The following is a 23,212-nucleotide window of genomic DNA, read 5'->3' as shown; positions in this document are numbered from 1 at the left end:
TGGGGTTTCATGGTAGGTGCAGCTGCAAGCTGCGCCCTATCGCATGCTCAATGGGGTAAATCGGGCCGAATATAGTCGCCCCTGGCTGTTTAGCCCTTATGTGGGGTTGTCAGTTGTCTGGGGCGCGATATGCCGCGCCCTCAGGCAATTAACGGAACAGCGTTTGGGCCCAGCGCGCCAGTCCAGCGGTAACCGAGCCGAAGTCGTTGCCACCGACAATAGGAATGCCTGGCAACTGTTGTTGCAGTGCGGCGCGCAGCAACGGTGAACGCGCACTACCGCCGGTGAGATAAATCACCTGTGGTGCAGTTTGGCTGCTGGCCAGGGCGGCACTGACTTGCTCCTGAATACGCAACAGGGGCTGCGAAATGGCCTCGGCAAGCTGATCCTGGTTGATGGTTTCCACCAAATCAGATTGGACGAACGCCAAAGGCGCGCTGATGTTTTGCTGCGCTGACAGAGCGATTTTACTCTCTTCCGCTGCACGTACCAAACGGTAGCTCAGACGTTGCTGATGCACTTTCAGCAAGCGTTTGACCTTTTCCGGTTCGGCGGCATCGCGGATCAGATCGCGCAGCATGCGACCGTTGGCGACGCTGTAAAAGTCGTTTTGCGCCGGCACGTCGTTGGTGGCTACCGCGTTCCAATAAGGCAGTGCGGGCAGAGCGATCCCTTTTCCGGTTTCGCCGCCCATGCCGAACAGCGGCATCAGCTGTTTGAACGCCAACATGATGTCCAGATCGTTACCGCCAACGCGGCAACCGCTGTGCCCCAGCAAGCTTTGCTGGCGATCGGCACGGTCACGCCATTGTGGCCCCATCAGCAGTACTGAACAGTCGGTCGTACCACCACCGATGTCTACCACCAGCACGGTTTTCTCTTCATTCAGCGTTGCTTCGAAGTCCAGTCCTGCCGCTACCGGTTCAAACTGGAATTCAATGTCCTTGAAACCGGCACGCTCGGCAGCACGGTGCAAAATGCCTTGTGCCTGCTGGTTAGCGTCCTCACCCCCGATCCCCTGGAAGTTGATCGGACGGCCGATCACTGCCTGGCTGATGCTGTCTTGCAGTACGTTTTCCGCCTGGCGTTTGATGTGGAACATCATGGCACACACCAGATCTTCAAACAGCGCGATCTGTTGGGGTTTTAGGCCGTTAGCACCGAGGAAGGATTTCGGCGAGCGAACAAAATACACCTCTTCCGGATCTTCCGAGTAGTGCGCCAGTGCCTGTAGACCGAATAGCACGCTGTCGTTGCCGACGGGAATGTCTTCTTCGCGGTTGTAGCTGATCGCCCGGCGCAGCAGTTGCTGGTTCTCTTCGCTGCCGGTCGGCACCTGCCAATGGCGGTGCAAGCATTCGCTCACGGCTTCACGCGTCGGTGCACAAAGCATCGACGGCAGGTAAGGTTCGTTGTTTTCCAACGTCAGTAGCTCGGGGCCGTTATCACGCATCACTGCGACAGAACAGTTGGCTGTTCCGTAATCGAATCCAATAAACATGTCTTTTCTCAATCCCCATGCCAATGAAGGGGGGCGACTTTACCCGAGACTTGGCTCCTGGGCAACGTGTGGGCGCTTAACTGACGAAAAATTTAGCGGCGACCATAATGGCATGCTTAACTTAATGTCCGAATTCCGCACGTCAGCGCACCAGCCGAGTCGCATAATGAACAAAAAACTGACCCCGAGCGTTGCCATGAAAAACCAACAACAGGCGCTGTACGACGCACTGAGCGCGCGCGACCGCAAATTTGACGGCCGCTTTTTCGTCGGTGTTTCCTCGACCGGTATTTATTGTCGGCCGGTGTGCAGTGCCCGTACGCCGAAAATCGAGAACTGCACTTTTTATCCCAGCGCCGCCGCGGCAGAGCTGGCGGGTTTCCGTCCCTGCCTAAAATGCCGGCCGGAGTTGGCACCGGGCTTGGCGTTGATCGATCTTGGCAATCGCTATGCTCAGGTGGCGGTGCAGTTGATTGAACAAGGATATCTGTCAGAACACAGTTGCGAGCAACTGGCGGCGCGTTTGGGGATTTCTGATCGTCATTTACGGCGCATCTTCGCCGATCAGTTTGGTGCATCGCCGATTGATTACGCTCAGTCGCATCGGCTGTTGCAAGCCAAACGACTGCTGGCGGATACCGACATGCCCTTGAGTGACGTCGCATTTGCTGCCGGTTTTGGCAGCCTGCGGCGGTTTAATGAGTTGTTCAAGGCTCGTTACCGGCTTATCCCTTCGGCGCTGCGTAGCAGCAGTGAACGTAATGAGCGTACGGTTGCCAGCGGGCTGGTGTTTCATGTGAGCTACCGGCCACCCTATGACTGGCAGCGCATGTTGGGCTTTTTGCATGCGCGTGCGGTGAGTGGTGTCGAACGGGTTGAGGGGCAACAGTATCTGCGAGCGATAGCCATTACCCAAGGGGGCGTCGAGTATTGCGGCTGGGTCAGCGTACAGCCGGATGAGACGCGCAATCGGGTACGGGTAGAGATTGCAGCTTCATTAAGCCGGGTGACCACGGAAGTGCTGCGCCGTATCCGCCAACTGTTTGATCTGGATGCTGCGCCAGATTTGATTGCCCATGCCTTGGGCACCTTGGCTGCCGATGCGCCAGGGTTGCGGTTGCCCGGTTGCGTGAACAGTTTTGAGCAGGCGGTCCGTGCCGTATTGGGGCAGTTGGTCAGTGTCAAGATGGCCGCGATCTTTGCCGGCCGGATGGCTGAGCAGTGGGGGACGCCGCTGGAGCAACCTTATAGCGGCATTACTCATCTGTTCCCCAATGCGGAGCAGGTCGCGCAGTTACAACCTGAGGCGCTGCGTTCGCTGGGGGTGCAATTGAAACGCGCAGCGGCAGTTATTGAGATTGCGCGTGCGATTACCGAAGGGCGGCTCCAGTTGGATAACGTGTTGGATATTGAGCAAGGTATCAAGGCGTTGACCGCCTTGCCAGGGATTGGCAGTTGGACTGCCAATTATATCGCTATGCGTGCCTGGTCCTGGCCTGATGTGTTTTTGGCGGGGGATTATTTGATCAAGCAGCGCTTCCCTGGCATGACACCGCGCCAAATTGAAAAGTATGCCGAACGCTGGCGGCCGTGGCGTTCTTACGCCACGCTCCACTTGTGGCATAACGATGCATGGACACCGTCGGTGAATGTCGACGACTAGCACTGCGGCGTTATTCTTCGTTGCCGATACGCGCCAGTAGGCTTTCTATCCCTTCACGCATCAGAAACGTTAGCACCTTCTCGCGTTCGGTTTCGCTCAGGTGATAGTAATATTCCACCCATACCGCCAGTGGCTCTTGGCGTTCAACCTGATATTCTGCGGGCTCTTCTTGCAGCATCAACAGGTTGCGCGCCTCGACGGGCAAGCTGTTGATATGGTATTCCACTGCTTTGCCCTGGATGCCTTTACGGCGGCGGCTGATCCAACCTTCGCGCCGTGCCATCAAATTGATTCCCTGTGGTGAAGAGGGCAGTCCTGTAATGCCTGTCAGCTCCCTGGCGGCAAACCACTCGTTTTTCATAGCCATTATCCCTGAGCAATTACGTGCAAAGATGGTTCTTGGAAATTAACGGGCGTGCTGATTTCCGTATCAAAGTATTGTGCGAAGGATTAACTTTCACCCGTTAGTTATACCACTAACCTCTGATCGGCTAAGCAAAAAACGTGATGTGGTGCGTGCGGCAATGACGCCGCAACGCGAAAGAACCAAGGAGAGCGCGCGAAGGCGGTTAGCGTATGCCGAAGTAACCACCGCTGAGTAGCTCGGTAAGGGGTTGTTCCCGTGCCACTGCGTCACCGTCTGCCAGATCGACGCCCAGAGCTTGTAGCGTATTCAACGTTATCTGCTGGTGTGCCGGGCCTGCCAGTGTCTGGGCGTGTACACGATGGGCTGCACCGTTGAGCATTGAAACCATCAGTTCATCCATCTGATTGCAGTGAACGTGGGTGATAAAGCGTTCATCAATGCGGATATAGTCAATCCGACGACCATGCAGTTCGTCGAAAGCGTTAAGACTGTGCCCGAAGCCACTGACGATCAGCTTGCAACCTAGCTGTTGCAATTGGTGGATAAAGGGTCTGCAAATGTCATCGTGTTCCAACACCGCCGCTTCATCGACGACCAGCAACAAAGCCTGAGGTTGCAGTGGCGAGGCGTTCAGCCGTGTGATCAGATGGTGTCGGAACCCGGCGTCGAGCAGGCTATCTGTCGCGAGTGGGAGCGCGATTGTCAGGCCTTTAGCGCTGATCTCTTCGGCGTGACGTTCAAGAATCTGCCGGCTGATCCAGTCGTCGACATCCGGCAGCAGGCCATAAAGCTGGGCCGCAGCGATAAACGCGTCACTGTTCAACGGGCGTGGATCCAGCGGCATGACTTGCAGTTTCAACTGATAGAAACACACTGCCAGTGGCGTTCTCGGCGGGGCCACTGCTTTAACACTTAGCATCAACTGCCCGTCGTCAATAATGCTCATCACTTCCTGTCGCGTCAGCAACTCATGCTGGCGTTCCAGCATCTGTTTTTGCCGCGCCTCATACAGATAGACCTGTCCACGACCGCGATGCTTGGCGGTATAACAGGCAATGTCCGCCTGTGCCAGCAACTCGCCGCTTTTGCCACTGCCGGTATCTATACGGGTGATGCCGGCGCTGGCACCTACGTGATAAACCTTTCCTTCCCAATAGAACGGATGCTGACTGATGTGGTTAACAAGCTGTTGCATCAGGGATTTGGCTTGCTCGCTAGCGCAATCAAACAGGATCAGCCCGAATTCATCACCCCCGAGCCTTGCCAGGCAGTCGCTGTCACGCACGTGGCGTTGCATCAGTTGGGCAATATCCCTCAGCAATGCATCACCAGCGGCATGCCCGGCGCTGTCGTTGACTGCCTTGAAACGGTCGAGATCGAGGAATACGAGCGCATGCTGCCGCTGTTTTTCACCGGCGCCTACGATGGCGGCTTTCAGCCGCTTCTCAAAACTGGTGCGATTGGGCAGGCTGGTCAGGGCATCATGGGCGGCGCTGTAACTGAGTTTACGCATCAACTCGCGTGAAGCGGTGACATCCTGCAATACCATCACTGCGCCCATCACGTCACCCCCGATGGTTTTCAGCGGTGATACCGATTGTTGAATATCAAAGTGGCGGCCGTCGCGGCTGTGCAGCACCAGGGCATAATCCGCTGAAAGCTGACGATTTTCCTGTAGGCAGCACTGGACCGGGTTTTCGACTTCCATGCCATCTTTACCGTTGGTCATGCGTACGACACCCGCAAGTGGCATACCGACAGCCAGACTCAGTGGCCAGCCACACATCTGCTCGGCGACCGGATTCATAAAAGTGATATGCATGGTGTCGTCAGTGGAAATCACACCTTCGCCGATGGCATCTAAGGTGATGTGCAGACGTTCTTTCTCTTGGTGCAGCGCTTCGGTCAGATTACGGACTTCCGTCATATCAATGTTTGTGCCGATCATTCGCAACGGACGGCCTTGCGAATCCAGAATGACGTTGCCCTGGCCACGGATATGGCGGATTTTCCCCTGGCGGGTTAGCAGCCGGAATTCGAGGATAAAGGGGCGCGGCTGGTCCAGCAAAGAGGACATCTCACGATCGGTTCGCTCGAGATCTTCCGGCAGGAGAAGCGTGCGCCACAGTGAAAGCGTGGGGGTCTGGTCTGGACTGAGGTCATACAGCTCAAACATGCGTTTGTCCCAGGTGAGTTCCTCACCGTCCATCATCCATTCCCAAACGCCAATCCCTCCCACCTGATTGGCTAGCGTGATGCGCTCAACCAACCGATGATTCTCTGCGGCGGTGCGTTTCAGTTCGCTGATGTCTTCCACCTGAGAAATAAAATACAGCGGCAGGCCTTCGGCATCACGTACCATTGAAACGGCCAGTAGAGCCCAGACGTGTTCACCATCGCTGCGAATATAACGTTTTTCCAGGGTGTAGCTGCTGATATGACCATCGAGCAGATCGTGTAACTGCTCCAGGTCGGCATTCAGATCATCCGGGTGAGTGATCTCCTGAAACGTCAAGCGTCGCAGGGCTTCCGGGGTATAGCCCAGAAGTTTACACAGTGCCTGATTGACCTGTAGCCATTTCCCTTGCGGAGAAACCAGCGCCATACCGATAGCAGAGTATTCCAGCGCATTCCGAAAGCGGGCTTCGCTCTCAACGATGTGCTGTTTTTCTACCCGGAAGGCGTGCATGACCATGGCCATTGAGTGCGCCGGGATCAAAATCAACAGAATCGGTAAGTATATTTCGATGTCACTGAGCGGTTCTGCGGGCACATTAAAATGCAGCAACCCAAGTGAAATCATCACGGTGATCATCAACGTGGTGCAAAAACAGGTAATAAAGGCTTCCAGGCGTGGCAGTGCGATCGCCGCCCACAGCAGAGGAAGAATGACAAAGGTAAACGGGAAAGGCAGATAGGTCAGCGCGAGATAGCAAAAAATCAGCGCCATCATGAGTGTCAGCAGCAATGAGAACAGGTTCAACTGCTCCAGCATACGTCGGCGATAGACCAACCCAATCGGTGCCAGTGACAGGACACCTATGGCTTCTGAAATAAACCAGGTATTGAATGGCTGCCAGAAGGATTGCTCAGGGGCAGGGGCCCACCAGGCGGCCAGTAAGGCGCTAAATAACGGAGTGAAAATTACCGCGCAGACCACGAACTTTAGCCAACTGGCCAGATTGTTCAGGGGATCGTCAGGCAACAGCATGCGGCGCAGCATTAGGGTACTGACTGAGGCTTCCAGCAGGTTGATCAGCGAAAGCTTTACCGGCAACCAGCTAAAACCGTACAGGATAACGCTGGCGCTTATGATACCCAGCCCACAAGCCAGTAACGGTAATGCCCATTGGCGCGGCGAATGGCGATATAACACGATAATGATGGCGGCCGTAGGGAACCACAGCGGCGTAAAATGGCTGGATTCATTTGAGAGCGTCAGGCACAACAAGGCCAAGAGAAAAACCGCTACGGCTGCCAGCAAGGTATGCGTGAACAGTACGCTTTTGCGCGTGGTGAGATGATTCGGTGCGCTGATATCCATAGACAACCTTAACGCTGGCATCTGTCACTGAACTACGTCATGACGCGGATGGGATAAAAAGTTTATTGCCAAAGGGTAGTACAGCGCAGCAAGAAAACATACTGAATCAAACGGCTTTAGTGAGCGAACGCAAAAGCCGACGTTGCCGCCGGCTTGAAAGCATTAGAGCAGGAACAGCGTGGCCAGGCCGAGGAAGATAAAGAAGCCGCCGGTATCGGTTAACGCCGTGATCAATACGCTGGAGCCGACCGCGGGATCTCGGCCCATTTTTAGCATGGTCATTGGGATCACAACCCCCATCAATGCCGCCACCAATAGGTTGAGGATCATGGCTAACGTCATGACACCCCCCATTGCCCAGTCGCCATAGAGCAGCCAGGTGACTATCCCCATGATACCGCCCCACACGACGCCATTAATGATAGCGACGCCGAGCTCCCTGAGCATCAGACGCGAAATATTGCCGACTTCGATCTGGTGCAGCGCAAGTGCGCGGACGATCATGGTAATGGTTTGGTTACCGGTGTTACCCCCGATCCCTGCGACAATAGGCATCAAAGCCGCCAATGCCACCAATTGCGAAATGGTGTGTTCAAACAGACCGATAACGCGTGAAGCGATAAACGCGGTGCACAGATTGATGGCCAACCATGCCCAACGGGTTTTCACCGCTTTGCTGACAGGGGCAAACACGTCTTCTTCCGGGCTTAACCCCCCCATACGGCGAAGGTTGCTGTCGCTTTCTTCGTTGACGACGTCAACAATCTCTTCAATCGTCAGGCGGCCCATCAGTTTGCCCTTGGCATCGACAACCGGGGCACTGATCAGGTCATAACGTTCAAACGCACTGGCTGCGGCTTCCGCTTTGTCTTCCGGCAGAAAACGGGTGGGATCGCTGTCCATTACCGCGTGTACCGGCGTTTCTGGATCATTGAGAAGTACCGCGGTCAACGGTAGCTCACCGAGCAGCGTATTTTTACGGTCGGTGACAAAGAGTTTATCGGTCGCTGCCGGGATAGTTTTGCGCAGTCGCAAAAAACGATGCACGGCGCCGAGGGTGACGTCTGGGCGCACAGTAACCAGTTCAAAATCCATCATCCAGCCAACGGTGTCTTTACCGTAGTGGATCATCTCGCGTACCTGCGCACGCTGATCCGGCTCCAGCGAGGTCAGCAGGCGACCCATCAGGTTACGCGGCAGATATTGAGCCAGGTAGGCCTGTTCGTCGACATCGAGCGTTTTGATCGCTTTGAGCAGGTCTTTATCGCTCATCTCTTCGATCAGGCTGTCCCATACCGGTTCGGCGACTTCCACCAGTGTTTGGCCGCGTTTGGCATTGCCAACCAACCGCCACAGTGCCAGGCGTTCGTCCTGCGGTAATGCTTCCAGCAAGTCGGCCAGGTCAGCGGCATGCATGTCGTCCAGCAGCCCGGTAATTTCAGCGGTCTGGTTTAGCAGTTCACTTTTACTGAGGGCGTTTTCATCCCCTGGTCTGCCGAGAATGCCATCGACCAAGTCTTTGTTGTTTAACAGTAGGGCAAGAATGCGCTGACGATGCTCAGCGACTTTTTTAACATTATGCGTTGCGGCGGACATGGTATTCCTTACTGGCACTCAGTGATCCTTACAGGCGATCTCTACACAAGATAGAGCATAGTGAATGCAGGCGTCATTTTTATGAAATGGGTACAGATGCCAAGGAATAAGTAAGGGGCCTGGCATGCCGAGATGCGGTCCGACGGCAGGCTGCTTAACTATTCGATTGCTCTGCAGGAGGTGTTGAGTCTGTCGGTTCAGGGGGAAGTGTCCTGATTCTCTCCCTCTATCTCGGTGGTTTCTTGATAGGGGGCGAGTTTTTTTTCCTGATGATGGGGCACCGCGACGACGGCGGCATACAGCAGACGGCCGACTAAAATGATAAAGCTGATAAACAGCACTATTTTCGTCATCTGTCCGGTGGTTTTTTTACGCATATATCACCCGGCATGCCGGTTCCTGTGTTATACCCGTCGCCTTTCAAACGGTAACCATTGTGGTGAGAGAATTGAGCCCCACGACTCATATGAGCGCAATAGACCACGCCTTTACCGTGCAAGGGAGTGGGTAATGAAAGCCGATAAAGTGTAAATGGGATTCTAGCGATTGGTGACAAATATTGTCTATTTATTTCCGGCTGCCAAAGCAGAGTATTTGGGTGGTGTTTAGCTTGGGTTTGAGTTTATCTGTTGGATCAGCATGTTAAGATGTGACAAAAAATGGCTTACATATTTTTACCCAACTTTTCCTTCTTGATTGATCGGAGTCAAGCCTCCAGCGCCCCTGGTGCATAAAATTCCCCCCCGTTCTCCTGTCGCATATGTTACTTTCAGTTTGCCTCATGAAGGGATAGAGGTATGAAAAGGAACCTGCCTTACTACCTGAACGCGTGAATGGAATTACGCTCTGACGGACTCGTTATTTTTATGGTTAAACCAACATTTTGGAAAAATTTACGTGAGCGCTGGTGGGGATATCCCCTTATCTGGAGCTTGTTGTTGATCCCGTTCGCCGGTTGGTTGTCACCCCGCATTATGTTACCTGAGAGCAAGGTTTATCTGCTCTACCTGCCGCTGGCAGCCTGCATAGCGTTGTTGATGGTTTATGACTGGCGAGCGCTACCTGGGATTGCGCTTGCGATCATGCTGCGTTACACCTACCGACTTGGCCCTGAAATCGGCGTGTTAGTCACCGCCTTGTATTTGTTATGTCTGGGCCTGTGTTGGCTGGGATATCGTAACCAAACCCAGCGTCGATGGTGTGCTGCCCCCGGTGTACCCACGTTGGTTAAAGCGCGGTTAATCTGGCTGGTTGTGTTACCGGCACTGTTATTTGTTCTCGGTTTGAAGCTGCTGGTGGGGCTAGAGCAATTGCCTGACGAGCTGGGAATGATGCCCGGCAATAATGGCTATCTGCTCGCTTTGGTTAACTTCCAGGCGTTGTTGTTAGGGTGCCTTTCTGCCATGCCGCTGTTTTACTTTATGCTGCGCATACTGAATAAACCTGGATTCGTTTTAAGATTATGGCGGCGTTTTGGTCGTGAGATGGCCCCAAACGTCGACAAAAAAGAGATGTCGCTGTGGTTATTGACCCTGTGCGCAATGGTAGCGTTGTTGTCTTATCACGCGAAAGATGCCAATCCTCTGTTGTTAGGCGGCTACGGTCTGATATTACTGCTGCCGGTGATGCTGTACGGCGCGATGCGATTTGGCTACCAATTTAACTGCATCATCTGGTCTTCGACTCTTCTGGTGTTGTTTTCCCATCATCCTGTCTATGCGCAACGTGAAGACCTGCTGCATAACCTGGCCGTCATTTCATCGATGATGGTGGTGTTTACTCTGTGCATTTTCCTGATGTCGGCGCTCAATACCCGCCAACGGTTGAGCCATGCCAGGGCGCAAAGCGCCGCGTTGCAGGATCCGGTGATTGGTTTGCCCAATCTACGCGCCCTTAAACGCGATCTGGCGCAGTCACCGCCTTCGACATTGTGCTTCCTGCGCGTGAGTGAGCTGGATTTGTTAAGCCGTAATTACGGTATGCAGTTGCGCATTCGTTTCAAGCAGCAGTTAGCCGCGCTTTTGCACCAAATATTGGCCCCGGGCGAAGGGGTTTATCATTTACCGGGCTATGACCTGTTACTGCGAGTGGATGGCAGCAATAGCGAAGAAAAGGTCGCGGAGATCTTCCGCGGGCTGGAGAAATTCCGATTGGTTTGGAATGGCTTGCCAATCCATCCGCCGTTGGGGTTAGGGTATTGCAGCGTGGTTGCCGATTTTGAGCATCTGTATCTTTTGTTGGGGGAGCTTAGCTCGTTGGCTGAGGTTTCGCTGACCAGTGGCAAGCCGGAGAGCACACAGAATGGCGGTCATGTGGTGCAGGACGAAATCAAACGCAAGGTGGCGTTACTGCATGGGGTGCAACGTTCTCTGGATAGCGATGGATTTATCCTGATGGCGCAGCCGATTGTGGGGCTGCGTGGCGATAGATACCACGAAATTCTGTTACGTATGCGCGATGATCGGGGGGCGATCATCTCACCGAATGATTTTTTGCCGGTGGTACATGAGTTCGGCCTGTCCTATCGTTTGGATATGTGGGTATTGCGCAATACGTTGAAATTTATGGATCAACACCGAACCGAACTGCCCAGTGTGCGCTTTGCGATTAATTTGTCACCTTCTTCGCTGTGCAGGCCGATGTTGTGCCATGACGTACAGGATTTGCTGGAGCAGTACGGGATTGAACCCTATCAATTGACGCTGGAAGTGACCGAATCGCATTTGCTACAGGATACCGACTATGCCGGGACCAACCTGCAAGTGTTGCGTGAGATGGGGTGCCGCATTGCGTTAGATGATTTTGGCACGGGCTATGCCAGCTACAATCGACTCAAAATACTGCCTGTCGACATGCTGAAAATAGACGGGAGTTTTGTACGCGATATGCTGACTAATCCGGTAGATTTCCAGGTCGTTATGTCTATCTGCAAGGTCGCACGGATGAAGCGTTTGGTTATTGTGGCAGAGTATGTCGAAAGTGCGGAACAGTGGGCGGCGCTCAAGGGCGTCGGTGTGGATTATATGCAGGGCTATTTTATCAGCGAACCGCAGTTGCTAACGGCACTGTTGCCGGCAAAAGATTGATTATCGCCCCCAGACGGGGGCGATAGATTTAGGCTGAGCGCTGCTCGTCCTGAGAACCTTCTTCTTCGCAAATCAGTTTCCAGCCCACGACGTCGTTCCAGTAGGCCTGTTCACGTTCAAAGTCCAATTGCACCAGGCTGTTTTGCGCCAAATAACCCGCAGGGAAACGCAGTGTCCAGTGGTTGTCGTCAGTGCTCAGACGCAACGTTTCTGGCGTGGTGGTCGACTGACGTTGGTTGTTGAGCAGGGTGCTTAAGCGCAGCAGTTGGATCAGCGGCAGGTAGTGTTTTTTCTTAAACAGGTTCAGGCGTGGCAGTTCTTCCAGCTTGATACCTTTGCGGTGGAAGCGTACCAGCGCAGCCAACAGTAACTGCTGCTCTTGGTTAAAGCCCGGCAAGTTGGTGTTTTGCAGAATATAGGCCGAGTGGCGGTGCATGCCGCTGTGATTGATGCTTAAGCCCACTTCATGCAGCATGGCTGCCCACTTCAGCAGGGCTTCCAATTGCGGGTTCGCCAGCTTGGTGTTTTGCGCCATCCACTGTGCATACAACAGTTCTGTGGTTTCCAGCACCCGTTTAGCTTGTTCTCGGTCGATATTGTAGTGATCGGCTAGGCTTTTGGCGGTACGGCTGCGAATGTCCTGATGGCGGAAACGGCCCTCCATCTCGTACAACACGCCTTCGCGCAGTGCACCGTCGGAAAGACGCAGATCGCGAATTGCCAGCGCATCGAATACGCCACACAGGATAGCCAAACCCGGTACAAACACCGACTGACGGTCTTCCGACAGTCCCGGCAGGCTCAGCGCGCTGAAGTTTTTAAACTGCAGCACCTGTTCTGCCAACATTTCCAGTCGTTCGAGTGTAATCAGGCCGTCTTTCTCACCCATTTCCACCAGCACTTCATGTGCGGCTTTGATGGTACCGGATGCGCCTAGTGCATATTGCCAGCCCTGAATGCGGTACTGCCAGGCCAGGGTTTCCAGTTTCTGTGCTGCCGCGAGGCGTGCACGTTTGAAGTTATTTTTGCTGATTTCACCGCCAGGGAAGAACTGTTGGGCGAAGCTCACGCAACCCATGCGGCGACTTTCTGCCAACAGTGGCTCAAAGTCTTCGCCGATCACCAGCTCGGTAGACCCCCCTCCGATGTCGATCACCAGTTTGCGGCCTTTTTCCGGCTGGGTATGTTCCACGCCCATAAAGATCAGACGCGCTTCTTCCTGCCCGGCGATGATTTCAATAGGGTAGGGGATAACTTTGGCAGCGCGCTTGAGGAAGACCTCCGCGTTTACTGCCTGGCGTAACGTATGGGTACCGACGATCGTAACGTTATCTGCCGGGAAGCCCTGGAGCCGTTCGGCAAACAGCGCCAGACAGGCCAGGCCACGTTCTATTGCCTCTTCACTGAGCACATTGTTGCTGTCCAATCCATCGGCGAGGTGTACCCGCTGTTTTAAACGGCCTAATACCTGTAAGGCGCCGTTGACGACGCGGGCAATCACCATGTGGAAGCTGTTCGACCCGAGATCGATGGCAGCGATTTCCTGCGGTTTGTTCGTTGCTGTGCTTTTTAGCGGCATAGTTGCTGGCCTACTGTCCTGGTTGTTCCAGAGCTTTTAAATACTCATAAATGGCAACCTGAGAACGGACTTTACGGCGATTGCCGCGTGGTACGTACTGGTTGCTCAGTTCTTTATCGAGGTAACGCGCCTTGACCGTGTCGCTGAACAGGATTTCCAGAATATCCAGAACCCGTTGTTTCAGCGTTGGATCCAGCAGCGATACCGCGACTTCGATGCGGTAATCTATGTTACGGGTCATCCAGTCTGCGGAAGACAGATAAACCAGTTTGTCACCTTTGTTTTCGAAAACGTAAACCCGATCGTGTTCCAGATAACGGTCGACGATGCTGATTATCTGAATATTGTCACTGATCCCCGGCAGGTTGGGAATCAAAGAACACATCCCTCGCACCAACAGGCGGATTTTTACACCGGCACCGGAGGCGGTATATAACCGATCTACCAGTCCTTTATCCACCAGATTGTTGATTTTCAGCATAATGCCAGCAGGATGCCCCGCCTGTGCGTTGGCAATTTCCTGATCAATCAACTCATACAGCTTCAAGCGCGAGTTCTGCGGCGACACCATCAGGTTGTCGAAGGTGACCGGTCGATACGGGTTTTCGATAAAGTTGAACACCCGACGCACCTCGTTGGTGATACGTGAGTCGGCGGTCAGCAACGAATAGTCGGTATAAATACGCGCGGTTTTCTCGTTAAAATTACCGGTCCCGATATGAGCATAGCGCACAATCTCATCGCCTTCACGGCGTGAGATCAGGAACAGCTTGGCGTGGATTTTCAGCCCCGGCGCCGAGAAGATAACGTGTACACCAGCTTCCGTCAGGCGTTTAGCCCAGTGGATGTTGGCCTCTTCATCAAAGCGCGCCTGTAGCTCTACCACCACTGTGACTTTCTTGCCGTTATGGGCTGCGTGGATCATCGACTCAATGATGCGTGAGTCTTTTGCTACGCGATAAATATTGATTTTGATCGCCAGCACGCTAGGGTCAAAGGATGCCTGGCGCAGCAGCTCCAGCACATGCTCAAAGGTGTGGTACGGATAATAAAGCAACACGTCTTGTTCGCGGATCGCGTCAAAGCCGTTGCGGAACTTATCGAACCAAATATGGCGTAGGCGTGGCAGCGGTTTGTTGACCAGATTAGCCTTACCGACATTAGGGAAGCCGATAAAATCTTTAAAATTATGGTAACGGCCGCCGGCGATCACTGAATCATAGTTAGATATGCCAAGTTTACCGCGCAGCAGTTCTACCATTTCATTTGGCATATCACGCTGATAAACAAAACGCACCGGCTCGGCGGTCAGACGCTGCTTCAGGCTGGAGGACATCAGTTCCAGCAGGCTGGATTCCATTTCGGTCACCAGATCGTATTCCGCGTCACGGGTCATTTTCATCGAATAGGCATTGAGTGCGTCGTAATCGAAGAAGCCCTTAAAGATATCGTCCAGGCAATAACGCAGGATGTTATCCAACAGGATCATAGGTTTGCGACGACGCGGAGCTTCTGGTGGCAGATTGACGAAACGCGGCACCTTATCGGACGGGATTTCCAGCAGTGCGTAGTCAATGCGCGTGCCGCGGATGATCTCCACTGCCAGATAGGTGTAATCGTCTTTGAGGAACTGCACCAGATTGGTTTCGTGGTTGATCAGGATGGGCGTGATGTGTTGGCGCAGGTGCTGCTTGAAGTATTGTCGCAGCCAGATTTGCTGATTCTCGGACACCTGGCGTTCATTAATCAGGAAGATCTGATTACGTGCCATTTCCAGCAGTAAATCGTTATACAGGCTGTCGAACTCTTGATCGGTTTTTAATACTTTGGCCTGGATCTTTTTGAGCAAATGGCGAGAAGTGCCGCCAGAACCCTGTTCTTCGCTGATCAGGATGCGTCGTTTGAGATCGGCAAAACGGACTTTATAGAATTCATCAAGGTTATTGGAGTAAATGCCCAGAAAACGCATGCGCTCAATCAGGGGATTGCTCTTATCTGCGGCTTCCTGCAACACGCGTTCATTAAAGGATAACCAGCTTAATTCTTTTTCGATGTAGAGCTTTTCCTGACCCATTGCCACTCCAGTTCAATTTTAGAAAAGGATCCGGGACGCAGCCCGGATGCCGCTTCAGGTCGCGTCCCTAAAGCCCGAACGCTGCGTTGTCGGGCTTGAACGTAGGCCCGCGATGCCCAGTACCCACCGCCTTGATTACGGGCTTTTGGGACTGCGACGGCGCCATGACCTATTGCGGGACACAGCCTACTATCTTGCATCATTATTGCGAGAGATTGACAGGAAAGTCCAACATATCCATTACGTTGGCATGAGGCATTTTAATACGTAAAAATATTTACTGTGGCATCAGAGCTGCCGGACATGTTTGCGTAGCATAAAATTGTGATTATTGTGCTTTATATTTATGGATATGATCGGTATTGCCATCATTTTTCAGCAACATATGTGATTAATGATGCAGTATTGCAGCGTAAAGTTCGCTGAAAGCTCCGGGTAACTTTGTCATGCAAACGTCATAAAACTGACATAAGATGCCCGGTTATTCTATGGCGCAAGCCTGCTTACATCAGCGATAGCGAGAGACATGGCACAGACTACGGTAAACCAACATCCCCGGGATCGCCTGCGAGCGCGCATCGACCGTAGCGTGCAGGCGGCGGTCACCGTCAGCGGGTTGCTGGTGCTGATGACGTTGATGCTGATCTTCGTTTACCTGTTGTTTGCCGTACTCCCCCTGTTTAAACCGGCGGCGATGGGCCAGGCAAAGCCGTTGCCGATCAGTGCTGCGGCACCGGCGCTGGCGCTGGGTATGGATGTACAACAGCGCATCGGTTATCGCATTGATGAACAGGGTGTGGGGCAGTTTTACACCTTAACCTCACAAGAAGGTACAAAGGCAGGTACGCCGTTGACGCAACAATCCTTGCTGAGCAAACCGGCGTTGTTGACCCAGGCGGCCGGCGAGCGCGATCTGTTCGCTTTGGCGCAGGCCGACGGCCGGTTTATTGTCGCCAGCGCGGATTTTGCTGCCGCCGGTACGTCGTTACCGCAGTGGCTGTTCCCGCTTGGGCAACGGCCGCTTACACTGGACAAGCAGGGGCAGCCGTTGACCTTGTTGACGCTGTCCGAGGCACGGCATGGACAGTATTTGCTGGCCGGGATCACCATCGATCGCCGTTTGGTGTTCGGTCGTTTTAGCCATGATCAACCTCCACAACTGAGTGAACACCCGCTTAACAGCACGGTACAGCAACTGGTGCTAACACCGGACGGTCGTCAATTGTACTTGCTGGCAGGTAATCGGCTAGCCCGCTATCAAATAAACGATACCCAGTTGCAGCTAAAAGAAAGCCGTATTCTCGGCGACCATCCCCCTTATCAACTGACGGCGTTGCCCGGCGGCAGTGCGTTATTGATCGAGGCGGCAAATGGCGTTATGCGTGAATGGTTTGATGTGGAAAAAGACCAGCGCTGGCAGTTGATGCCAGTTCAACATTTCGACCATCAGTCCGAACCACAGGATTTGCTGGTGGCTGAACCTTATCGCCGGGTGTTTGCTACGCTGAGGCCTGACGGTGGTTTTTCGTTGTTCTCCAGTATTCAACCGCAGCCATTGCTGAATGGCAGACTCAGCGCCGGGGTACAGCAGATGGCATTCGCTCCGCGGGGTGATGGCCTGCTGTTGGAAACCGCGCAGGGCTGGCAACACTATGCGATCGATAACCCGTATCCCGATGTCACCTGGCGCTCACTGTGGCACAAGGTGTGGTATGAAAATTACCCCGAACCGGCTTATGTTTGGCAGTCAACCTCCGGTGAGGACAGTTATCAGGCCAAATTTAGCCTGATTCCGGTCATTTTCGGTACATTCAAAGCCGCGGCCTACGCCATGCTGTTCGCCATTCCACTGGCGTTAGCCGGGGCGATTTATACGGCCTATTTCATGTCTGCCGGACTGCGGCGGGTGATCAAACCGGCGATTGAGGTCATGGGCGCCTTACCGACGGTGGTGATCGGGCTGGTGGCCGGTATTTGGCTGGCGCCCGTGATTGAGCATTATTTGCTGGCGGTCTTGTCGTTGCCGCTGTTGCTGGCCGTGGTCGTTCTGGCGTGCGGGGCGCTGGTGAACCGCTTGGTATCGCGTCGTCTGCCGCCTGGTTTTGATCTGCTGATCCTGTTGCCGCTGATAGCACTCACCGTTTGGTTGGCGTTTAGCCTTGGGCCTTGGCTGGAAGTAAAACTGTTCGGTGAACCGCTGCATTTTTGGCTGGGTGATGATTATGACCAGCGTAATACGCTGGTGGTCGGCGTGGCGATGGGTTTTGCGCTGGTACCGATTATCTTCTCTCTGGCGGAAGATGCCTTGTTCAGTGTGCCGGCAACCTTGAGTCAGGGGTCTTTGGCCTTGGGGGCGACTCAATGGCAAACCGTGATGCGGGTGGTTTTACCTTCGGCTAGCGCCGGGATTTTCTCAGCGCTGATGATTGGTTTTGGTCGGGCCGTAGGCGAAACCATGATCGTGCTGATGGCGACCGGAAATACACCGGTTATCGACGGCAGTCTGTTCCAGGGCTTACGGGCTTTGGCTGCCAATATCGCCATCGAAATGCCGGAGGCGGTTGCTGGTAGCAGCCACTATCGCGTGCTGTTCCTGACTGCACTGGTACTCTTCATTTTCACTTTTGTCTTCAACACGCTGGCGGAAGCTATCCGTCTGCGTTTACGTGAACGTTATACCTTGAACCAGGAGGCGCCATGAGACGTTGGGCGAAGAGTGGTTCACCGTGGATCTGGCTGACAGCCGGATCGGTCGCGGTCAGTCTATTGGCGTTGATCGGTATTATGTTGCTGTTGGCCGGGCAGGGTATGCGTTATTTCTGGCCTAGTCCTGTCTACCAATTTGAGCTCAATCAAAGCGCTGCCGGCCCGGTGACGATGATCGGTGAGTTGTACCAACAACAGAGCATTCCGCGCCGCCAACTGTTGGAGTCTGGCGTTGAGTTACCACCAGGAAATGCGCAGAGTTTTGAACGTTATCTGATCAAGGTAGGCAATCGCGAGAGTGAAGGGCAGGATTTCCGCACACTGCTGGCCGGAGATATTCTTCGTCAAAGCACGCCTCGTGATTTACTGGTGCTGGAGCGCAACAGCAACGGCACCGCCTATGGCTATTTGGCCGGCATGCTGCAGGACGGCCAACCCTTGACCGGACGTAATCTCAGCCAAGCGCTGTTACAGCGTTTGCCACAAATTGCTGCGCTTTCACGTCAGGCACATGACATTCAGTTCCGCGATATGGCGCGCATCAACCAACGGTTTGACGCGTTACGCCTGCGCGAGAAAAGCTTGCAGCACAGTGAGCAGTTGGACGCGCGTGCTCAGGCGTCCATTAACGCCGAAAGATTGGAGTTACAACGTCAGTATCGCGTGCTGTCTGACCGGTTGGACGGTTTGAACCGCGATCGCCACCGTGATGTGCTGCTGCTGCGTGATATGCACGGTCAGGTCCATACTATTGCGCTCAGTCAGGTGCGCGATGCCTGGTATCCCAATGCGATGAATACCACGCAAAAGTTGGTGCACTGGGGCGAGCAGGTGAAGAAGTTCCTCAGCGATAGCCCGCGTGAAGCCAACACCGAAGGAGGGGTGTTCCCGGCCATTTTCGGCACGGTGCTGATGGTGATTCTGATGTCGATCGTCGTGATGCCGTTTGGTGTGATCGCCGCCGTCTATCTGCACGAATACGCCGGGAATAATGTGCTGACGCGCCTGATACGTATCGCGGTCGTTAACCTGGCCGGTGTGCCGTCGATTGTCTACGGCGTGTTCGGTCTCGGCTTCTTCGTCTATATGATTGGTGGCACGATTGATCAGCTTTTCTTCCCGGAGTCGCTGCCTAACCCAACCTTTGGTACGCCAGGCGTATTATGGGCGGCTTTGACATTGGCGTTGCTGACGTTGCCGGTGGTGATCGTCGCCACTGAAGAGGGGCTGTCCCGCATTCCTGCTTCACTGCGTCAAGGCTCGTTGGCGCTGGGCGCCAGCCGGGCTGAAACGCTGTGGCGCATTGTTTTGCCAATGGCTGCGCCAGCAATGATGACGGGCTTGATCCTGGCGGTTGCGCGCGCAGCGGGAGAGACTGCACCACTGATGTTGGTTGGCGTGGTGAAATCCGTACCTGTGCTACCGGTGGATGATATTTTCCCGTATCTGCATCTGGAGCGGAAGTTTATGCACCTGAGCTTCCAAATTTACGATATGGCTTTCCAAAGTCCAAGTGTGGAAGCGGCCCGCCCCTTGGTGTTCGCTACCGCCTTCCTGCTGGTGGTGATTGTGGTAGGGTTGAATTTGGCGGCGATGGGGATCCGACACTCGCTGAGGGAGCGGTACAGAGCATGGTCGCAGTAATAATGACGTTATTCTTGGGGAGTGCGTAATGGGTTTGATGACGCCAGGCAGTTTGCCCCGGCTGGATGTCCAGCATCTTGATGATGAACATACCGCGTTGGCGGTAAAGGATCTCAACCTGTTCTATGGTGAAAAACAGGTGCTGCATGATATTTCTCTGCGTATTCCAAAACACCGTGTGACGGCGCTGATTGGCCCATCGGGTTGCGGTAAATCAACGCTATTACGCTGCTTCAATCGCATGAATGATTTGGTGGATAATTGCCGAATCGAGGGCGACTTGCAGCTTAACGGTCAGGTTATTTACGGATCGCAAATCGACGTTGCGGCGTTAAGACGCCGAGTGGGGATGGTGTTCCAGCGGCCGAATCCGTTCCCGAAGTCGATTTATGAAAATGTGGTTTACGGTTTGCGTCTACAGGGCGTGCGCGATAGACGCATTCTTGATGAAGCGGTAGAACGTTCGTTGCGTGCTGCGGCGCTGTGGCATGAGGTAAAAGACCGACTGCGTGAGAACGCATTCCGTCTTTCCAGCGGTCAACAGCAGAGATTGGTGATTGCACGGGCGATAGCCATTGAACCTGAGGTGTTGCTGCTCGATGAGCCAACCTCGGCGCTGGATCCGATCTCGACCCTGACTATCGAAGAGCTGATTTCCGCGCTGAAACAGCACTATAGCGTGGTGTTGGTGACGCACAATATGCAGCAGGCGGCGCGGGTATCTGACTACACGGCGTTTATTCACCAGGGCCGACTGGTAGAGTACAACGACACCGACGACATCTTCACCTCACCGCGCCAGCGGCGTACCGAGGATTATATTACCGGGCGCTATGGTTAAGGGCATTTTCATCCCTTCCTGACGGTGAAGTACAATTCAGATGCCAATATATAAAAAACCCGCTTTCGCGGGTTTCTTTATGTCATATCACTTCACCAGAGGCTTATCGCTGGCAGCGGTTTTGAACTTTGCCAGATACTGCGGCTGGAAGATGCACATGCGCAGCACGGTGCGGTATTCGCCGTTAACGAAGAACTCATCAATCAGCTCACCCTCGACTTCAAAGCCCAGCTTGCTGTAAATGTGGATCGCTTTCGGGTTCTCTTTGTCGACGATCAGATACAGCTTGTATAGGTTCAGTACTGAGAAGCCGTAGTCCATTGCCAGCTTGGCGGCGATAGTAGCGTAACCTTTGCCCTGATGAGTCGGATCAATAATGATCTGGAATTCCGCGCGGCGGTGGATGTGATCGATCTCCACTAGCTCTACCAGACCGACTTTGGCACCCTGGTGTTCGATAATAAAGCGGCGTTCGCTTTGATCGTGGATGTGCTTGTCGTACAGATCGGAAAGCTCAACGAAGGCTTCGTAGGGTTCTTCGAACCAATAGCGCATCACGCTGGCGTTGTTGTCCATCTGGTGGACAAACGTCAAATCATCCCGTTCCAGTGGGCGTAGTTTGACGTTGGTAGAGCTGGACATGGGGATTCCTTAATGTCGTTATTGTAGGAAATAGTGCCTTATATTGTCGGCAAGTATAGCGCTGGCGGTGCTGATGCTGCGAAAAAAAACGGCGCCGTTAGAGGCGCCGTTTAGAAAACGTTCGGTTTTGCACTTTAGTCCGCTGCATGCCCTTGCTCGGGAAGGCGTTCGCCATCCAGCCAGGCAGCGCCATCACGCATCGCTAACCGACCTTCGACAAACCAATTTACCACCAGCGGGTAAATAGTGTGTTCCTGAGCTTGCACCCGTTCAACCACCTCATCTTCCTCGTCCCCGGGGAAGATTGGCACTTTGGCTTGCAGGATCACCGGGCCGCCATCGAGCTGTTCGGTAACGAAATGCACTGAGGTGCCGTGTTCGCTGTCACCGTTGTCGATAGCTTGTCGATGGGTATGCAATCCCGGGTATTTAGGCAGCAGAGAAGGGTGGATGTTCAGCATGCGTCCGGCATAGTGTTGCACGAACTGTGGGCTGAGAATGCGCATATAACCGGCCAGCACCACCAGATCAGGCTGGTATTGGTCGATAGCCTCCGCCAATGCGGCGTCGAACGCCACACGGTCGGCAAAAGCTTTAGCATCCAGCGCATGGGCGGCAATACCTGCTGCTTCTGCGCGTTGCAGGCCATAAGCCTGCGCCCGGTTGCTGAATACCGCCACGATGTCGGCGGCAATCCGGCCCTGCTGGCAGGCGTCAATCAGTACCTGGAGATTGCTCCCCTGGCCAGAGACTAACACCACGATCTTTTTCATCAGTTGATGACCACTTGTTGTTCGTCAGAAGAAGCGGTCAGTTTACCAATCTTCCAGGCTTTTTCACCGGCTGCGGTCAACAAGGCGATAGCAGATTCAACGGACGCTTCTGGCAGTGCAATCACCATACCCACGCCACAGTTAAAGGTGCGGTACATTTCGTGACGACTCACATTGCCGGTTTGCTGCAACCAGTTAAATACTGCCGGCCATTGCCAGCTTGATTCGTCGATCACTGCCTGCATGCCTTCTGGCAGCACGCGCGGGATGTTTTCCCAGAAACCGCCACCGGTCAGGTGGGCGATAGCGTGCACGTCAATTTTCTCGATCAGTTCCAGCACGGATTTCACATAAATCTTGGTCGGTGCCAGCAGGTGGTCAGCCAGCGGTTTGCCGTCCAGATCGGTGGTGGTTGGGTCGGTGTTGCTGACTTCCAGAATTTTGCGCACCAGCGAGTAGCCGTTGGAGTGTGGGCCGGAAGCGCCAAGGGCAATCAGAGCATCGCCAGACTGCACTTTGCTGCCATCGATAATTTCGGATTTTTCGACCACGCCAACGCAGAAGCCGGCAACGTCGTAATCTTCACCGTGGTACATGCCAGGCATTTCGGCGGTTTCACCCCCCACCAGCGCACAACCGGACTGCTTACAGCCCTCGGCGATGCCGGTGATCACGCTGGCCGCGGTGTCCACGTCTAGTTTGCCGGTGGCAAAGTAATCCAGGAAGAACAGCGGCTCAGCGCCCTGTACTACCAAGTCGTTCACACACATTGCGACCAGATCGATGCCGATGGTGTCGTGTCGTTTCAGGTCCATCGCCAGACGCAGCTTGGTGCCTACGCCGTCGGTACCGGAAACCAGTATTGGCTCGCGGTATTTCTGCGGCAACGCACACAAGGCGCCAAAACCGCCCAGACCACCCATGACTTCCGGGCGGCGGGTCTGTTTAACTACACCTTTGATGCGGTCTACCAATGCATTGCCAGCATCGATATCGACACCTGCGTCTTTATAGCTGAGAGAGGTTTTGTCGGTCACTGCGCGATCCCCACGACGGTTTGCGATTTGAAAACTGTGCTTCCGGCATTGATTCCGGAATAAGGCGCGGCAATTCTAACAGCGCAGGCAAACGTTTGCGAGTGGCTTGTGAAGCAGCTCCGCTTTTTCGTCATCTATACTGTTATTCAATCTTTTGTT

At 54.0% G+C, this 23,212-nt stretch carries 15 protein-coding genes; 5 read left to right on the top strand and 10 right to left on the bottom strand.

All coding sequences use genetic code 11. From position 1 onward, the window contains the following. Positions 1-148 precede the first annotated feature (148 nt). On the bottom strand, positions 149-1,501 hold the full coding sequence (gene yegD / locus SGR01S_RS18990; protein WP_061808281.1) for a molecular chaperone: 1,353 nt from the start codon (positions 1,499-1,501) through the stop codon (positions 149-151). 166 nt (positions 1,502-1,667) lie between these two features. Here yegD and alkA point away from each other — a divergent pair, with 166 nt between their 5' ends. Then, positions 1,668-3,164, top strand: coding sequence for a DNA-3-methyladenine glycosylase 2 (alkA, locus tag SGR01S_RS18985; protein ID WP_061808280.1), 1,497 nt, complete (start codon positions 1,668-1,670; stop codon positions 3,162-3,164). Between the two features lie 10 nt (positions 3,165-3,174). Here the strand turns inward: alkA and SGR01S_RS18980 are convergent, their stop codons facing one another. The 4 genes from SGR01S_RS18980 to SGR01S_RS18965 all read right to left on the bottom strand — a co-directional run bounded on the left by SGR01S_RS18980 (position 3,175) and on the right by SGR01S_RS18965 (position 9,048). After that, positions 3,175-3,525 (bottom strand): DNA-binding protein, encoded by a 351-nt coding sequence (locus tag SGR01S_RS18980; RefSeq protein WP_037424512.1) that lies wholly within the window; start codon positions 3,523-3,525, stop codon positions 3,175-3,177. A gap of 208 nt (positions 3,526-3,733) precedes the next feature. Further along, on the bottom strand, positions 3,734-7,075 hold the full coding sequence (locus tag SGR01S_RS18975; protein ID WP_061808279.1) for a diguanylate cyclase: 3,342 nt from the start codon (positions 7,073-7,075) through the stop codon (positions 3,734-3,736). 162 nt (positions 7,076-7,237) lie between these two features. After that, complete coding sequence (gene mgtE / locus SGR01S_RS18970) at positions 7,238-8,671, bottom strand: magnesium transporter (protein ID WP_061808278.1); 1,434 nt, start codon at positions 8,669-8,671, stop codon at positions 7,238-7,240. A gap of 197 nt (positions 8,672-8,868) precedes the next feature. Further along, entirely contained in the window at positions 8,869-9,048 is a 180-nt protein-coding gene (locus SGR01S_RS18965) for a YfgG family protein (protein ID WP_037424505.1), read from the bottom strand. 489 nt (positions 9,049-9,537) lie between these two features. Between SGR01S_RS18965 and SGR01S_RS18960 the strand changes: the two genes are divergently transcribed. Next, positions 9,538-11,757 carry an EAL domain-containing protein gene (locus SGR01S_RS18960; protein ID WP_073963484.1) on the top strand — a complete coding sequence of 740 codons (2,220 nt, stop codon included), beginning with the start codon at positions 9,538-9,540 and terminating at the stop codon, positions 11,755-11,757. Between the two features lie 28 nt (positions 11,758-11,785). Here SGR01S_RS18960 and ppx read toward each other — a convergent pair whose 3' ends face one another. Beyond that, complete coding sequence (ppx, locus tag SGR01S_RS18955; RefSeq protein ID WP_037424503.1) at positions 11,786-13,336, bottom strand: exopolyphosphatase; 1,551 nt, start codon at positions 13,334-13,336, stop codon at positions 11,786-11,788. A 10-nt stretch (positions 13,337-13,346) separates the two neighbouring features. Then, the gene (gene ppk1 / locus SGR01S_RS18950; protein WP_037424501.1) at positions 13,347-15,410 is read right to left on the bottom strand and encodes a polyphosphate kinase 1; all 2,064 of its coding nucleotides are present in this window, start codon (positions 15,408-15,410) and stop codon (positions 13,347-13,349) included. Positions 15,411-15,936: 526 nt separating this feature from the next. Here ppk1 and SGR01S_RS18945 point away from each other — a divergent pair. From SGR01S_RS18945 to pstB, 3 genes are read left to right on the top strand one after another with little or no spacing between them, the layout of a single operon-like run. Beyond that, the gene (locus SGR01S_RS18945; protein ID WP_061808276.1) at positions 15,937-18,111 is read left to right on the top strand and encodes an ABC transporter permease subunit; all 2,175 of its coding nucleotides are present in this window, start codon (positions 15,937-15,939) and stop codon (positions 18,109-18,111) included. Next, positions 18,108-19,760 carry a phosphate ABC transporter permease PstA gene (gene pstA / locus SGR01S_RS18940; RefSeq protein WP_061808275.1) on the top strand — a complete coding sequence of 551 codons (1,653 nt, stop codon included), beginning with the start codon at positions 18,108-18,110 and terminating at the stop codon, positions 19,758-19,760. The genes SGR01S_RS18945 and pstA overlap by 4 nt, the downstream gene beginning before the upstream one ends. Positions 19,761-19,788: 28 nt before the next feature. Further along, positions 19,789-20,601 carry a phosphate ABC transporter ATP-binding protein PstB gene (gene pstB, locus SGR01S_RS18935; RefSeq protein WP_037424494.1) on the top strand — a complete coding sequence of 271 codons (813 nt, stop codon included), beginning with the start codon at positions 19,789-19,791 and terminating at the stop codon, positions 20,599-20,601. Between the two features lie 87 nt (positions 20,602-20,688). On the opposite strand, the gene speG is transcribed toward pstB, so the two are convergent. The 3 genes from speG to purM form a co-directional block, all read right to left on the bottom strand. Further along, entirely contained in the window at positions 20,689-21,243 is a 555-nt protein-coding gene (gene speG, locus SGR01S_RS18930; RefSeq protein ID WP_037424490.1) for a spermidine N1-acetyltransferase, read from the bottom strand. Positions 21,244-21,377: 134 nt separating this feature from the next. Beyond that, the gene (purN, locus tag SGR01S_RS18925) at positions 21,378-22,016 is read right to left on the bottom strand and encodes a phosphoribosylglycinamide formyltransferase (RefSeq protein WP_061808274.1); all 639 of its coding nucleotides are present in this window, start codon (positions 22,014-22,016) and stop codon (positions 21,378-21,380) included. Then, positions 22,016-23,053, bottom strand: a complete 1,038-nt coding sequence (purM, locus tag SGR01S_RS18920) for a phosphoribosylformylglycinamidine cyclo-ligase (RefSeq protein WP_037424486.1) — start codon at positions 23,051-23,053, stop codon at positions 22,016-22,018. Before purM ends, purN begins: the two co-directional genes overlap by 1 nt. Positions 23,054-23,212: the final 159 nt, after the last annotated feature.

Origin of the sequence: Serratia grimesii NBRC 13537 (assembly GCF_001590905.1) — a bacterium.
In the GTDB taxonomy this organism is placed as follows: Bacteria; Pseudomonadota; Gammaproteobacteria; order Enterobacterales; family Enterobacteriaceae; genus Serratia; species Serratia grimesii.
Note: the sequence above shows the minus strand (reverse complement) of the source record. Positions and strands in the feature narration are given on the sequence as shown.